9 protein-coding genes and 2 pseudogenes are annotated in these 13,088 nt (G+C 67.1%); 2 read left to right on the top strand and 9 right to left on the bottom strand.

From position 1 onward, the window contains the following. From ACR2JA_RS02700 to ACR2JA_RS02665, 8 genes and pseudogenes are all read right to left on the bottom strand, one after another. On the bottom strand, positions 1-338 hold a 338-nt coding region (locus ACR2JA_RS02700), incomplete at its 3' end, for a hypothetical protein (protein WP_434007583.1). A gap of 180 nt (positions 339-518) precedes the next feature. Beyond that, positions 519-1,676: pseudogene (locus ACR2JA_RS02695) on the bottom strand (ribonucleotide-diphosphate reductase subunit beta). A 142-nt stretch (positions 1,677-1,818) separates the two neighbouring features. Continuing rightward, a pseudogene (locus ACR2JA_RS02690) lies at positions 1,819-4,725 on the bottom strand (ribonucleoside-diphosphate reductase subunit alpha). Between the two features lie 400 nt (positions 4,726-5,125). Beyond that, positions 5,126-5,779 (bottom strand): 1,6-anhydro-N-acetylmuramyl-L-alanine amidase AmpD, encoded by a 654-nt coding sequence (gene ampD / locus ACR2JA_RS02685; RefSeq protein ID WP_434007582.1) that lies wholly within the window; start codon positions 5,777-5,779, stop codon positions 5,126-5,128. Next, on the bottom strand, positions 5,769-7,262 hold the full coding sequence (locus tag ACR2JA_RS02680; RefSeq protein ID WP_434007581.1) for a sigma-54-dependent transcriptional regulator: 1,494 nt from the start codon (positions 7,260-7,262) through the stop codon (positions 5,769-5,771). The genes ampD and ACR2JA_RS02680 overlap by 11 nt, the downstream gene beginning before the upstream one ends. A 3-nt stretch (positions 7,263-7,265) precedes the next feature. Next, complete coding sequence (locus tag ACR2JA_RS02675) at positions 7,266-9,065, bottom strand: sensor histidine kinase (protein ID WP_434007580.1); 1,800 nt, start codon at positions 9,063-9,065, stop codon at positions 7,266-7,268. Positions 9,066-9,092: 27 nt separating this feature from the next. After that, entirely contained in the window at positions 9,093-9,332 is a 240-nt protein-coding gene (locus ACR2JA_RS02670; protein ID WP_434007579.1) for a PP0621 family protein, read from the bottom strand. 35 nt (positions 9,333-9,367) lie between these two features. After that, positions 9,368-10,168 (bottom strand): cytochrome C assembly family protein, encoded by an 801-nt coding sequence (locus ACR2JA_RS02665; RefSeq protein WP_434007578.1) that lies wholly within the window; start codon positions 10,166-10,168, stop codon positions 9,368-9,370. Positions 10,169-10,331: 163 nt separating this feature from the next. On the opposite strand from ACR2JA_RS02665, the gene ffh reads away from it, so the two are divergent. Together ffh and ACR2JA_RS02655 are read left to right on the top strand one after the other, a co-directional pair. Then, a complete protein-coding gene (ffh, locus tag ACR2JA_RS02660; RefSeq protein WP_434007577.1) occupies positions 10,332-11,690 on the top strand; it encodes a signal recognition particle protein in 1,359 nt (452 codons plus the stop codon). A 154-nt stretch (positions 11,691-11,844) separates the two neighbouring features. Beyond that, complete coding sequence (locus ACR2JA_RS02655) at positions 11,845-12,474, top strand: hypothetical protein (RefSeq protein ID WP_434007576.1); 630 nt, start codon at positions 11,845-11,847, stop codon at positions 12,472-12,474. Between the two features lie 88 nt (positions 12,475-12,562). Here the strand turns inward: ACR2JA_RS02655 and ACR2JA_RS02650 are convergent. Continuing rightward, the coding region (locus ACR2JA_RS02650; RefSeq protein ID WP_434007575.1) for a TRAM domain-containing protein at positions 12,563-13,088 on the bottom strand (526 nt) is incomplete at its 5' end.

Raw genomic sequence — 13,088 nt, 5'->3', positions numbered from 1 at the left:
GGTGCAGCGGCCTTCTTAGGAGCAGCAGCCTTCTTGGCAGGTGCAGCGGCCTTCTTAGGAGCAGCAGCCTTCTTGGCAGGTGCAGCGGCCTTCTTAGGAGCAGCAGCCTTCTTCGCGGGTGCAGCGGCCTTCTTAGGAGCAGCAGCCTTCTTCGCAGGAGCAGCAGCCTTCTTCGCAGGTGCAGCGGCCTTCTTCGCGGGTGCAGCGGCCTTCTTCGCGGGTGCAGCAGCCTTCTTCACAGGCGCAGCCGCCTTCTTCGCCGGGGCGGCGGTCTTCTTCACAGCGGCCTTTTTGGCCGGGGCTTTTTTCGCAGTTGCCATTGTTTTCTCCTTGATCATGTTGCAAAGAGCACTTGGCACGGGCTTTGTCCGTGCAAGTGATTCAGGGCCCTGGCGCCGTGGATGCATCCACGGATGGCACCAAGGCCTTGAATGGTGTGACAAAGCCCTGGCCCGGACGCCGGAGCGTCTGGAACAGGGCTTTGTGAGAGGGTGGACATGTGGTCGAGCAGAGGGGCCTCAATCCCAGGACAGCGCGCCGCCGGACTGGTATTCGATGACGCGCGTCTCGAAGAAATTGCGTTCCTTCTTGAGATCGATCATCTCGCTCATCCAGGGGAACGGATTCTCTTCGTTCGGGAACAACGGCTCCAAACCGATCTGCGTGGCACGGCGGTTGGCGATGTAGCGCAGGTAGCCTTTGAACATCGACGCGTTCAGACCCAGCACGCCCCGCGGCATGGTGTCTTCGGCGTACTGGTATTCGAGGTCCACGGCCTTGAGGAACAGTTCCTTGATCTCGGCCTTGAACTGCGGTGTCCAGAGCAGCGGGTTCTCGAGCTTGATCGCATTGATCAGGTCGATGCCGAAATTGCAGTGCATCGACTCGTCGCGCAGGATGTACTGGTACTGCTCGGCGGCACCGGTCATCTTGTTCTGCCGGCCCAGGGCCAGGATCTGCGTGAAGCCGACGTAGAAGAACAGACCTTCCATCAGGCAGGCGAACACAATCAGGGACTTGAGCAGGGTCTGGTCGTTTTCGGGTGTGCCGGTCTTGAAGTTGGGATCCATGATCGCGTCGATGAACGGGATCAGGAACTCGTCCTTGTTGCGGATCGACGAGACCTCGTGGTACGCGTTGAAGATCTCGCCTTCGTCCAGGCCCAACGACTCCACGATGTACTGGTAGGCGTGGGTGTGGATGGCTTCTTCAAACGCCTGGCGCAGCAAGAACTGGCGGCACTCGGGCGCCGTGATGTGGCGGTAAGTGCCCAGCGTGATGTTGTTGGCGGCGAGCGAATCGGCGGTGACTAAGAAGACTAGGATGCTCTTGACGATTCGGCGCTAGTATTCGGTCAGGCCGTTGGGATCTTTCCAGAGCGCGATGTCGCGGCTCATGTTCACTTCCTGCGGCATCCAGTGGTTGGCGCAGGTGGCGAGGTACTTTTCCCAGGCCCACTTGTACTTGAAAGGCACCAGCTGGTTGACGTCGGTCTGGCCGTTGATGATGCGCTTGTCGGCGACGTTCACGCGGCGCTCTTCGGTGCTGTGTGCAGCAGCAGAAGAAGCCGTGAAAGCGGGGGAGGACACTGCAGCTTGCGCACCCGGTGTGGTGGGTGGCAATGTTTGAAGAGCGGGCTTCGAGGAGGGAGTGACTTGATCGTCCCAGGTCAGCATGGTGGTGTCCAATTCAGCGGATTATCGAAGTGTCGGCATGAAAAGCAAAGGACTCATGCGCGCGGTGAATGTTTTGTGTTGCGGTGTCGCATCGAAAACAGAGATCGATGCGACACCTTCATCACGCGCATGGGTCAGCGCATCACTGGCAGGCTTCGCAGCCCGGGTCGTCGATGGCGCAGAACTTGATGTCGGTGGCTGGTTCGCCGGCCATCTCGACCGGTGCTGCGGCAGCGGCCGGCGCGCTCATCGAGGCCTCATGGCCGTGGGCCGACACGGCATTGAGCTGGCCTGCGCGACCGGTGGATTTTTCGGCGTGCGTGGCCGACGTGGTGCGCAGGTAGTAGGTGGTCTTGAGGCCGCGCAGCCAGGCCAGCTTGTAGGTGTCGTCGAGCTTCTTGCCTGAAGCGCCGGCCATGTAGATGTTCAGGCTTTGCGCCTGGTCGATCCACTTCTGACGGCGTGCGGCGGCTTCCACCAGCCACAGCGGTTCGACTTCAAACGCGGTGGCGTAGAGCGCCTTCACGTCTTGCGGCACGCGGTCGATGGGGCGCAGCGAACCGTCGAAATGCTTGAGGTCCATGACCATCACGTCGTCCCACAGGCCCAGGCGCTTGAGGTCCTTGACCAGGTAGCCGTTGATGACGGTGAACTCGCCCGACAGGTTGGACTTGACCGAGAGGTTGCCGAAGCAGGGCTCGATCGAGGCGTCCACGCCGATGATGTTGGAGATGGTGGCGGTGGGCGCAATGGCCACGCAGTTGGAGTTGCGCATGCCGTCCTGCGCGATCTTCTTGCGCAGCGCATCCCAGTCCAGCGTGGCCGAGCGGTCCACGTCCACATAACCACCGCGCTCGCGTGCCAGCAGGTCGATGGTGTCGGGCGGCAGGACACCCTGGTCCCACAGCGAGCCGCGGTAGCTGCTGTAGCGGCCGCGTTCGCGCGCCAGTTCGGTCGAGGCCCAGTAGGCGTAGTAGCAGATCGCTTCCATCGAGCGGTCGGCGAACTCGACCGCTTCGTTGGAGGCGTATGGGATGCGCAGTTCGTACAGCGCGTCCTGGAAGCCCATCAGGCCCAGGCCCACCGGGCGGTGGCGCAGGTTGGAGTCGCGCGCCTTCTTGACCGCGTAGTAGTTGATATCGATCACGTTGTCGAGCATGCGCATCGCCGTGTTGATCGTCTTCTGCAGCTTGGCGTGGTCGAGCTGGCCGCCCTTGACGTGCTGCAGCAGGTTGACCGAGCCCAGGTTGCAGACCGCGGTTTCGGTGTCGCTGGTGTTGAGCGTGATTTCGGTGCAGAGGTTGGAGCTGTGCACCACGCCGGCGTGTTGCTGCGGGCTGCGCACGTTGCAGGCGTCCTTGAAGGTGATCCAGGGGTGGCCGGTCTCGAACAGCATCGACAGCATCTTGCGCCACAGGTCGGTGGCCGGTACCTTGCGGTAGGGCTTGATGTCGCCGCGCGCGGCCTTGGCTTCGTAGGCCACATAGGCCTTTTCGAAGTCGGCACCGAACAGGTCGTGCAGGTCGGGCACGTCGTTGGGCGAGAACAGGCTCCACTAGCCCTTTTCCATCACGCGCTTCATGAACAGGTCGGGAATCCAGTTCGCCGTGTTCATGTCGTGGGTGCGGCGGCGGTCATCGCCGGTGTTCTTGCGCAGCTCCAGGAATTCTTCGATGTCCAGGTGCCAGGTTTCCAGGTAGGTGCAGACGGCGCCCTTGCGCTTGCCACCCTGGTACACCGCGACGGCGGTGTCGTTCACCACTTTCAGGAACGGCACCACGCCCTGCGATTCGCCGTTCGTGCCCTTGATGTGGGCGCCCAGGGCGCGCACGCGGGTCCAGTCGTTGCCCAGGCCACCGGCGAACTTGGACAGCAGCGCGTTTTCCTTGATCGACTCGTAGATGCCGTCCAGATCGTCGGGCACCGTGGTCAGGTAGCAGCTGGAGAGTTGCGAGCGCAGCGTGCCGGCGTTGAACAGCGTCGGCGTGGACGACATGAAGTCGAACGAGGACAGCACCTCGTAGAACTCGATGGCGCGGGCTTCGCGGTCGATTTCATTGAGCGACAGGCCCATGGCCACGCGCATGAAGAAGACCTGCGGCAGTTCGATGCGCTGCTTGCGCACATGCAGGAAGTAACGGTCGTACAGGGTCTGCAGGCCCAGGTAGTCGAACTGCAGGTCGCGCTCGGGCTTGAGCGCGGCGGCCAGACGGGCCAGGTCGAACTGTTGCAGTTTCTCGTCCAGCAGCTCGTTCTGTACGCCCTTCTTGATGGCCTGCGGGAAGTACTCGGCGTAGCGCACGCCGCGCTCGGCCGGCGCCACCTCTTCGCCCAGCACTTCCTTGAACACGGTGTGCAGCAGCAGGCGGGCGGTGGCGTAGGTGTAGTCCGGGTCTTTTTCGATCAGGGTGCGGGCGGCCAGGATGGCGGCCTTGTACACCTCTTCGATCGGCACGCCGTCGTACAGATTGCGCTTGGTCTCGGCCACGATGGGGTCGGCCTTGACGTCGGCGCCCAGGCCGGCGCAGGCGGACTCGATCAGGGCGGTCAGTTGGTTCACGTCCAGCGGCACACGCTGGCCGCCGTCGGTCACGTGCAGCGTGGCTTCGGCCGGCTTGGCGGCTTCGGCCTGCTGCGCGCGCTCTTGCGTGCGGCGCTCGCGGTAGAGCACATAGGCGCGGGCGACTTCGTGGTGGCCGCTGCGCATCAGACCCAGTTCGACCTGGTCCTGCACATCTTCGATGTGGAAGGTGCCGCCGCCCGGGCGCGAACGCATGAGGGCGCGCACCACGTTCTGCGTCAGGGCGTCCACCGTTTCGCGCACGCTGGCCGAGGCCGCGCCCTGGGTGCCGTGCACCGCCAGGAAGGCTTTCATCAGCGCGACGGCGATCTTGCTGGGCTCAAACGGCACCACCGCGCCGTTGCGGCGGATGATCTGGTAGTGGGTCAGCGCGGCGCTGACGCTGTCGGACGCCGGGGTGCGGGTGGCACCGGCGGAGAGCAGGGCAGACGGGGTGGCGGCAGCGGCGGTGGTGGGAGCGCTCAGCATGGTTCCTCTTGCGGTTGTTGTGGTGGGTGGCCGCGGGGGCGCACGTGTTGGGGGCGGCGGCGTGTCGGGGTCGGTCGGTGCGGACGACCGCTCTGTGGCGGTCGGTCCGGAGGGCTGTGTCCGGGGCTTGCGGCCCGGTGGCCGTCACGCGCAGCACACACTATATCTGGTGTGTGGGCTTGCTTCAAGACACTAGGGGTAGTGTTTGTGAAAAATGCCACCCGATGCACACGGTGACATTTCGCCAGATACAAAAGCGCGGGGATGGTGCAGGTTCGGGCACCGTGCAGGACGCGGCAGAGGGTCTGTCGGCGCCTGGTGTGGCCGCGCTGCGGCGTGTGCGGGCGCGGGATACCGGCGCTTTTGTAGCCGCAGGCCGCGCCGTTGCTTGGGGGGCGGCTCAGGCGGCCGGTGGTCGGGGCGAGGCAGTGCCGTCTGCCGCCCACGCCGTGGACTGCGTGCATTCGGGAAAATACGCATGGGCCCAGCGCAGCCCCTGTTGCAACTGCGCCCAGTCGAAACCCGGTCCCGGGTCCTGCTTGCGTCCCGGCGCGATGTGTTCATGGCCCGCGATGTGGGCGATGGGGTAGCGCAACGCCAGCTGCTCGCACAGGTCTTGCAGCGTGCGGTACTGAGCCGGCTCGAAGGCTTGGCCTTCCAGGCCTTCGAGCTCGATGCCGATCGAGTCGTCGTTGCAGTTCTCGCGGCCGCGCCAGCGGGAGCGGCCGGCGTGCCAGGCGCGCGCATCGGCGTCGACGAACTGGACCAGCTCCCCGTCGCGCCGGATGAAGAAATGCGCCGAGACCTCCATGCCGCGGATCTGGCCGAAGTAGGGGTGGGCGTCCCAGTCCAGCCGGTTGGTGAACAGCTGCTCGACCTCGGGGCCGCCGTACACGCCTGGGGGCAGGCTGATGGAATGCAGGACGATGAGGTCGATCTGTGCGCCGTCTGGGCGCGGTCCGGCGTTGGGCGATGCCACCGGCCGCGCGCTGCGCAGCCAGCCGCCCTGCCAGGCACTGGCGGGGTTGGGGGGAGGGGTGGTGTCAGGCGTCATCGTCGCCGCCCGAGGGCATGGCGATGCCCAGCCGCTGGATGCGGTAGCGCATCTGCCGCAGGTTCAGGCCCAGGCGCGCTGCGGCCGCGGTGCGGTTGAAGTCGGTTTCTTTGAGCGCCTGCAACAGCACCTGGCGTTCCTGTTCGTCCAGGTAGCTCTGCAGGTCGGCGGGAATGGTGGCCGGTGGCGTTGACAGCGCGCCGTGTGCCGAGGGCGCTGCCCCGGCCGGCGGTGGCTCTTGGTGAGAGGCTGTCAAGGCCCCCGCCTGGCTGATGGTCGAAGCGGGCGGTTCGCCGAAGTCTTCGGGCTCCAGCCGCAGGCCGTTGCTCAGCGCCAGGGCGCGCTGCAGCAGGTTTTCCAGCTCGCGCACATTGCCCGGCAGCTCGCAGGCCTGCAACCAGTCCAGCGCGCCGGGTGAGAGCTCGGGCACGGCCTGGCCAGACTCGGTGCACAGGCGCTGCAGCAGGGTGCGGGCGAGCTCGGGCAGGTCTTCACGGCGTTCGCGCAGCGCCGGCGTGCGCAGCCCGATGACGTTGAGGCGGTAGAACAGGTCCTGGCGGAAGCCGCCGGTCTGCACCAGGCTGACCAGGTCGCGGTGGGTGGCGCTGACCAGCCGCACATCGACCAGTTCTTCCTGAACGCCGCCGAGCGGACGCACGCGCCGCTCCTGGATCACGCGCAGCAGCTTGGCTTGCATGGCCAGGGGCAGATCGCCGATTTCGTCCAGGAACAGGGTGCCACCCTTGGCCGCCTGGAAGTAGCCCTCGCGGTCCTGCGTGGCGCCGGTGAAGGCCCCCTTGCGCGCACCGAAAAATTCGGCCTCGATGAGGTTTTCGGGGATGGCGCCGCAGTTGACCGCGACAAAGGGGCCGCTGGCGCGGTGGCTGCATTCATGCACGGCGCGCGCCACCAGCTCCTTGCCGGTGCCCGACTCGCCCAGGATCAGCACCGGCGCCATGCTGGTGGCGACCTTTTCGATGCGGCCGCGGATCTGCGCCATGCAGGCCGAGCCGCCCACGATGCGCCGCAGCGCCTGCACGCCGCTGGGCGGTGGTGGCGCGGCGCGCAGCGGTGCCTCGCCCACCGGCAGGGCGGCCGGCGGGTGGCGCTGGCTGTGCAGCGCGGCGCTGACGGCGGCGCGCAGCTGCTTGAGGTCCACCGGCTTGGTGAGGTAGTCGAAGGCGCCGCTCTTGAGCGCTTCCACCGCGTTCTCGGCCGAGCCGTAGGCGGTGATGACGATGGCCTTTTCGCTGCGCTGGCCGGCGCCCAGCTCGCGCAGCAGTTCCAGGCCCAGGCCGTCGGGCAGCCGCATGTCGGTGATCAGCACGTCAAAGCGCTGTTGGGCCAGCGATTCGCGCGCCTGCGCCAGGTCGGGTGCCGATGTGACCTGGTAACCCTCGCGCAGCAGGGTCAGTTCGTAGAGGGTGCGCAGGTCCGGCTCGTCGTCGACGACCAGCACGGCAGCGGGTGGGGAGGCGGTCATGGCTCAGAACAGGGTGGACATCGGCGGCGGCTTCGAGTCCTGCGGCGGTCGGGTGTGGCTGGGCACGGAATCGCCCGGCGGGATGGCCAGGCGCTGCTGCACCGGGCTGCGTCCGCTGGCCGCGGGCATGATCACATAGAACTCGTTGCCCTCCTGCAGGTCCAGGCGGCTGCGCTGGTACGCGATCTGCGCACCGTAGCGTTCGCACAGCTCGCGGCAGAGGTACAGGCCCAGGCCGCTGGAGCGGCTTTCGGACGAGAAGAACGGCTCGAACAGGTGCTTGAGCACGCTCGCCTCCAGCGCCGGGCCGTGGCTCCAGACCGACAGGCGGATGCGGTCGCTGCCCGTGGGCTGGCTGATGACCCGGATCGACGAAGGCGCGCGGCTGGCGTGGCGCAGGGCGTTGTCCAGCAGGTTGATCAGCAGGCGCCGCAGGTGTTCGGGGTCGAAGTGCACCATCAGGCCTGGTGCGTGCGGGTGCACGCCCAGCACGCCCTGGGCCTGGTTCTGCTTGCTCCATTCGTGCGTGATCTGCCGCAGGGTCTGGTCCAGCGGCAGGCTGGGCACCAGCGCTTCGTCCTGGCTGGGCTGGGCGCGTGCCACGTTCAGGATGTCGTCCACGATGCGCGCCAGGCGCTGCGCGTTCTGCTCGATCATGCGCGTCAGGCGCTTCTGGCCGGGTTCCTGCACCTCTTCGTCGAGCAGAGCGTTGGCCTGGGTGATGGCGGACAGCGGGTTGCGGATTTCGTGCGCCACCGCCGCCGACATGCGGCCCATGGAGGCGAGCTTTTCGGTGCGCACCCGCGCCTCGACCTCGCGCAGGTCTTCCAGGAACAGCACGCACAGACCGGCGTGGCGCCCGCCCTGTGCGGTGGTGAGCTGGGTGCGCACGAAGAGCTTGAGGGCGGTGAGCTCGTCGATTTCGACGCGCACTTCCGATTCGAGTGCCTGGCCCAGCGCGAAGCTCTTGTCCACCAGGTGGGCCAGGCCTTCCCAGCCTTCGCGCGCCGACAGCAGCAGCTTGGCCGATCGGGGATAGCGGTCACCCATGAGCATGGACTGCGCCGCCGGGTTCGCGTTGCGCACCACGCCGTGCATGTCCACCACCAGCACGCCCTCGCTCAGGCTCTCGATGATCAGCTCGTTGACCTGCGCCTGGGTGCGGGCCGCGGCCTGGCTGCTCTGGGCCAGCGCTTCCTCGCGCGCCAGGCGCTGGGCCAGCTGGTGGGCCAGCAGGGCCACGATGAAGAAGCCGGTGCCGGTCAGCCCGCTCTGCAGGAAGCGCGACGTGGACACGTCGCTGAGCAAGGGCGCGCTCAGCGCCGCTTCGCCCAGCAGGTACAGCGTGATGCTGGCGGCGGTGGCCAGTGCCAGCACCAGCGGCCCGAGGATGGCGGCCATCAGCACCGGCAGCGCGAACAGCGGGATGTAGCTGATGCCGCCGTGCTGGAAATACTCCAGCAGGGCGAAGACCACGACGTCCACCCCGATGGTGGCCAGCCACTGCCATTGCATGCGCAGCCGTCGGCCCTGCTCCACCGGGCGCAGCCAGATCAGCACCCCCAGCGTGGCCGTCAGGTGCAGGGCACAGACCAGGAGCAGCCACGATGGCCCGCCCGACCGTGTGACCACCACGAACACCTGCAGCGCCAGCAGCACCGCCGCGATGAACACGCGGGTGCGCATGAACATGCGCCACAGGCGGGCAAAGGCGCGCAGCCGCTGTTCGCGAACGGGCTGGCCTTCGGTCTCCAGCGTGACCAGCCACGACGGCGAGAACTGCGATTGCGGATCGAGCGCCATGTCAGGCGGTGGCGGCGGGGTGGGGCGTCAACCCGCGGCCTCTTCGGCCTGGCGGCGGTGTTCGTGGCAGCAATAGACGCCGCGCTGGCCCCGCACGGCTTCGTCCTGCGGCAGGTGCATGCCGCACTGGCCGCAGGCCACCATGGGGGCCGGGCTGGCCGGGCGGCGTGCGGCCGTGCCGGCCTCGTCACGGTGTTCTTCCCGGCGGTTGTTGCGCCAGATCCAGACGGCCACGAGCACGACGGCGATGACAAGGACGAACTTCATGGTGGGGGCTGCGTGGGGTGTGGGGGCTCGGCCGCTCAGGCCCTATGCAGGATCACTTCGAGCACGAAGCGCGAACCCACGTAGCCCAGCATCAGGAGGCCGGCCGCCAGGTACAGGGTGCGCACGGCGGTGCGCCCGCGCCAGCCCAGGCGCCAGCGGCCCAGCAGCAGCACGCCCATGGTCAACCACGAGAGCACCGAGAACACGGTCTTGTGGTTCCAGACGAAGTGGTCGGCGAACACCTCGGAGAAATACCAGCCCGCCAGCAGCGTGGCGCTGAGCAGCACGAAGCCGGCACCGACGAAGCGGAAGGTCAGCCGCTCCAGCGTCAGCAGCGGTATGGCGGTGTCCAGCGACGCGCCCATTCGCATGGCCTTTTCGGCGCGCTGCATCAGCCAGGCGTGCATCACGGCGGCGGCGATCAGGCCATACGAGGCGATGCCCAGCGCCCAGTGCAGCGGCAGCCAGGCCGAGCGCAGCGTGGGGTAGTGGGTGCCCGGGAAGAGGGCGGCCAGCACCACCACCAGCATGCCCAGCATGGCCAGGGTCCAGCGGGCGCGCAGTTGCGGGAAGAGGCGGCTTTCGACCGCGTAAACCGTGAGCACCAGCCAGGCCGTCACCGACAGCGCCGGGGCAAAGCCGAAGCGGGGTGGCTGCTCGAACAGGGACAAGGCCAGCACCAGCGCGTGCAGCAGCCAGGCCACCGCCATCACCGAGCGCGCCTGCGCCGCGGTCAAGCGCTGGTGCGCCCAGGCCAGCACGGCGTAGGCCAGCGCCGCCCCGGCGGACAGCGCGGCCACGGTCGGGTTGAGTGCAAGGGCGGGCAGCAAGGGCATGGTGGGCGTTGGACGACCCGGGCAGAGGCCGGGCACCGTTAAAATCCAGGGCACAGTTTAAAGGGTCTTGGCCCTGTGCCCCGCCGGTGCCACGCCGGTCTGTGCGGCCCCGCACCGCTGCGATCAGCCTCCTCCCGACCTCCCTCACCCAACCGAGCGCACCATGGCCTCAGCCCTTTCCGACCGTCTGTCACGCATCGTCAAAGAGATGCGTGGCCAGGCCCGCATCACCGAAAGCAACGTCACCGACATGCTGCGCGAGGTGCGCATGGCCCTGCTGGAGGCCGACGTGGCGCTCCCGGTGGTGCGCGATTTCATCGTCCGCGTCAAAGCAAAAGCGCTGGGCGAAGAGGTGGTGGGCTCGCTCACGCCGGGCCAGGTGCTGGTCAGCGTGGTCAACCGCGAACTGGCCGCCACCATGGGCGATGGCGTGTCGGACATCAACCTCGCCGCCCAGCCGCCAGCGGTCATCCTCATGGCCGGCCTGCAGGGCGCCGGCAAGACGACCACCACGGCCAAGCTGGCCAAGCACCTGATCGAGAAGCGCAAGAAAAAGGTGCTGACGGTCTCGGGCGACGTCTACCGCCCGGCCGCCATCGAACAGCTCAAGACGGTGACGGCGCAGGCCGGGGCCGAGTGGTTCCCCAGCTCGCCAGACCAGAAACCGCTGGACATCGCCCGCGCCGCGCTGGACTACGCGAAGAAGCACTACTTTGACGTGCTGCTGGTCGACACGGCCGGTCGTCTGGCCATCGACGAAGCGCTGATGCGCGAGATCCAGGAACTGCACAGCGCCATCCACCCGGTGGAGACGCTGTTCGTGGTCGACGCGATGCAGGGTCAGGACGCGGTCAACACCGCCAAGGCCTTCAAGGAAGCGCTGCCGCTGACCGGCATCATCCTGACCAAGATGGACGGCGACTCGCGCGGTGGCGCGGCGCTGTCGGTGCGCCAGGTCACGGGCGCGCCGATCAAGTTCGCCGGTGTGAGCGAAAAGATCGACGGCCTGGAGGTGTTCGACGCCGAACGCCACGCCGGCCGCATCCTGGGCATGGGCGACATACTGGCGCTGGTCGAGCAGGTCACCGCCGGGGTGGACATGGCGGCGGCGCAGAAGCTGGCCGCCAAGGTCAAGAGCGGTGGGGACTTCGACCTCAACGACTTCCTCGACCAGATCCGCCAGATGAAGCAGATGGGTGGCCTGTCCAGCCTGATGGACAAGCTGCCCGGCAACCTGGCCGCCAAGGCGAGTGAGGCCGACCTGACCCGCGCCGAGAAGGACATCAAGCGCAAGGAAGGCATCATCTGCAGCATGACGCTCAAGGAGCGCAGCAAGCCCGAAATCATCAAGGCCACGCGCAAGCGCCGCATCGCCGCCGGGGCCGGCGTGCACGTGCAGGAGGTCAACCGCCTGCTCAAGGAATTCGAGCAGATGCAGGGCATGATGAAAAAGATGAAGGGCGGCGGCCTGATGAAGATGATGAAGCGCATGGGTGGCATGAAGGGCATGCCCAGGATGTGATCCCCCCTGCGCCGCTGCGCGTCTTCCCCCCAGGGGACAACGCCTGTGGCCTTGCGAAGCCAGTTCCACGGCGTTTCTGGATCAGACACCGTGCGCCGACGCGATTGACCAAAGTCAAGTCAGCGCCTGATGCGCACTCACATACTTCGACCCCATGTTGACCTTGATCGAATGGGGTGTGGCCGTGCTGGCGCTGGTGGTGGCGCTGGGCCTGCGGCCTTGGCGCATGCTGCGCGGCGCATTGCTCACGCCCGCGTTGGCGGCGGTGGCGTTGTTGCCCTGGCTGTGGCTGTTGCCGCAGAAGATGCCGCCGGGCCTGCAGATCCAGCTCTCGGGCGCCAGCCTGCTGGTGCTGATGCTGGGTTGGCCGCTGGCGGTGCTGGTGCTGGCGCTGGTCGGACTGGTGGTCTGGGTGGTCGGGCAGGCCGGTGCCGAACAGGCGCTGTCGCAATGGGTCTGGGTGGGCCTGGTGCCGGCCACGCTGGCCCTGGGCATCGGCGCGGTGTTGCGCCGCTGGTTGCCGGCCAACCCGTTCGTCTACACCCTGGGGCGTGGTTTCCTGGGCACCGCCGCTGCGGTGTTCCTCTCGGGTGCGCTCATGGTGGGCCTGCACCTCCTGGTCGGCGTGCCGGAGCTGGAGCACGCCCTCGTCGGGCGCTGGCTCATGGCCTGGGGCGACGCCTTCCTGACCGGCATGTTCTCGGCCATCTTCGTGGCCTTCGCGCCGCAGTGGCTGGCGACCTGGTCGGACCAGCGTTACCTGCAGCCGCCGAAAAAGTCTTGAGCCCCCCCGCTCCGCCGCTGACGCGGGTCGCTGCCCCCCGAGGGGACGCGATTCAAGCCTGGGGCGGCCCGGCGCTGGAATCCGCTGCTCAGGCGACCTGTTCGGTGGTCAGCACCTCGCCGCGCAGCGAGTGCGGCAGCGCCTGGGTGATCTTGACGTCGACCATCTGACCCACCAGGCGCGCGCTGTTCGGGCCACCGTCGAAGTTGACGATGCGGTTGCACTCGGTGCGGCCCATCAGTTCGGCGGCGTTCTTGCGCGACGGACCCTCGACCAGGATGCGCTGCACCGTGCCTTCGCGGCTGGCGCTGATGCGGCGCACGTTCTCTTCCAGCACGGCCTGCAGGTGCTGCAGGCGCTTGAGCTTGACCACGTGCGGCGTGTCGTCGGGCAGGTTGGCCGCCGGGGTGCCGGGGCGCGGGCTGAAGATGAAGGAAAAACTGCTGTCGTAGCCGACGTCGGTGATCAGCTTCATCATCTTCTGGAAGTCTTCTTCGGTCTCGCCGGGAAAGCCGACGATGAAGTCGCTGCTCATGGATAGGTCGGGCCGGATCGCGCGCAACTTGCGGATCGTGCTCTTGTATTCCATGGCGGTGTAGCCGCGCTTCATGGCC

Origin of the sequence: Hydrogenophaga sp. (assembly GCF_051007235.1) — a bacterium.
Taxonomy (GTDB): domain Bacteria; phylum Pseudomonadota; class Gammaproteobacteria; order Burkholderiales; family Burkholderiaceae_C; genus Hydrogenophaga.
The sequence above is the reverse complement of the archived record's forward strand: the minus strand, read 5'-3'. Positions and strand labels throughout refer to the sequence as shown.

What these genes read in the sequence shown, in the direction of transcription:
- ampD (WP_434007582.1), bottom strand. Translation starts at nt 5,779, where the DNA reads ATGACGCCTGACACCACCCCTCCCCCCAACCCCGCCAGTGCCTGGCAG.
- ACR2JA_RS02680 (WP_434007581.1), bottom strand. Translation starts at nt 7,262, where the DNA reads ATGACCGCCTCCCCACCCGCTGCCGTGCTGGTCGTCGACGACGAGCCG.
- ACR2JA_RS02675 (WP_434007580.1), bottom strand. Translation starts at nt 9,065, where the DNA reads ATGGCGCTCGATCCGCAATCGCAGTTCTCGCCGTCGTGGCTGGTCACG.
- ACR2JA_RS02670 (WP_434007579.1), bottom strand. Translation starts at nt 9,332, where the DNA reads ATGAAGTTCGTCCTTGTCATCGCCGTCGTGCTCGTGGCCGTCTGGATC.
- ACR2JA_RS02665 (WP_434007578.1), bottom strand. Translation starts at nt 10,168, where the DNA reads ATGCCCTTGCTGCCCGCCCTTGCACTCAACCCGACCGTGGCCGCGCTG.
- ffh (WP_434007577.1), top strand. Translation starts at nt 10,332, where the DNA reads ATGGCCTCAGCCCTTTCCGACCGTCTGTCACGCATCGTCAAAGAGATG.
- ACR2JA_RS02655 (WP_434007576.1), top strand. Translation starts at nt 11,845, where the DNA reads ATGTTGACCTTGATCGAATGGGGTGTGGCCGTGCTGGCGCTGGTGGTG.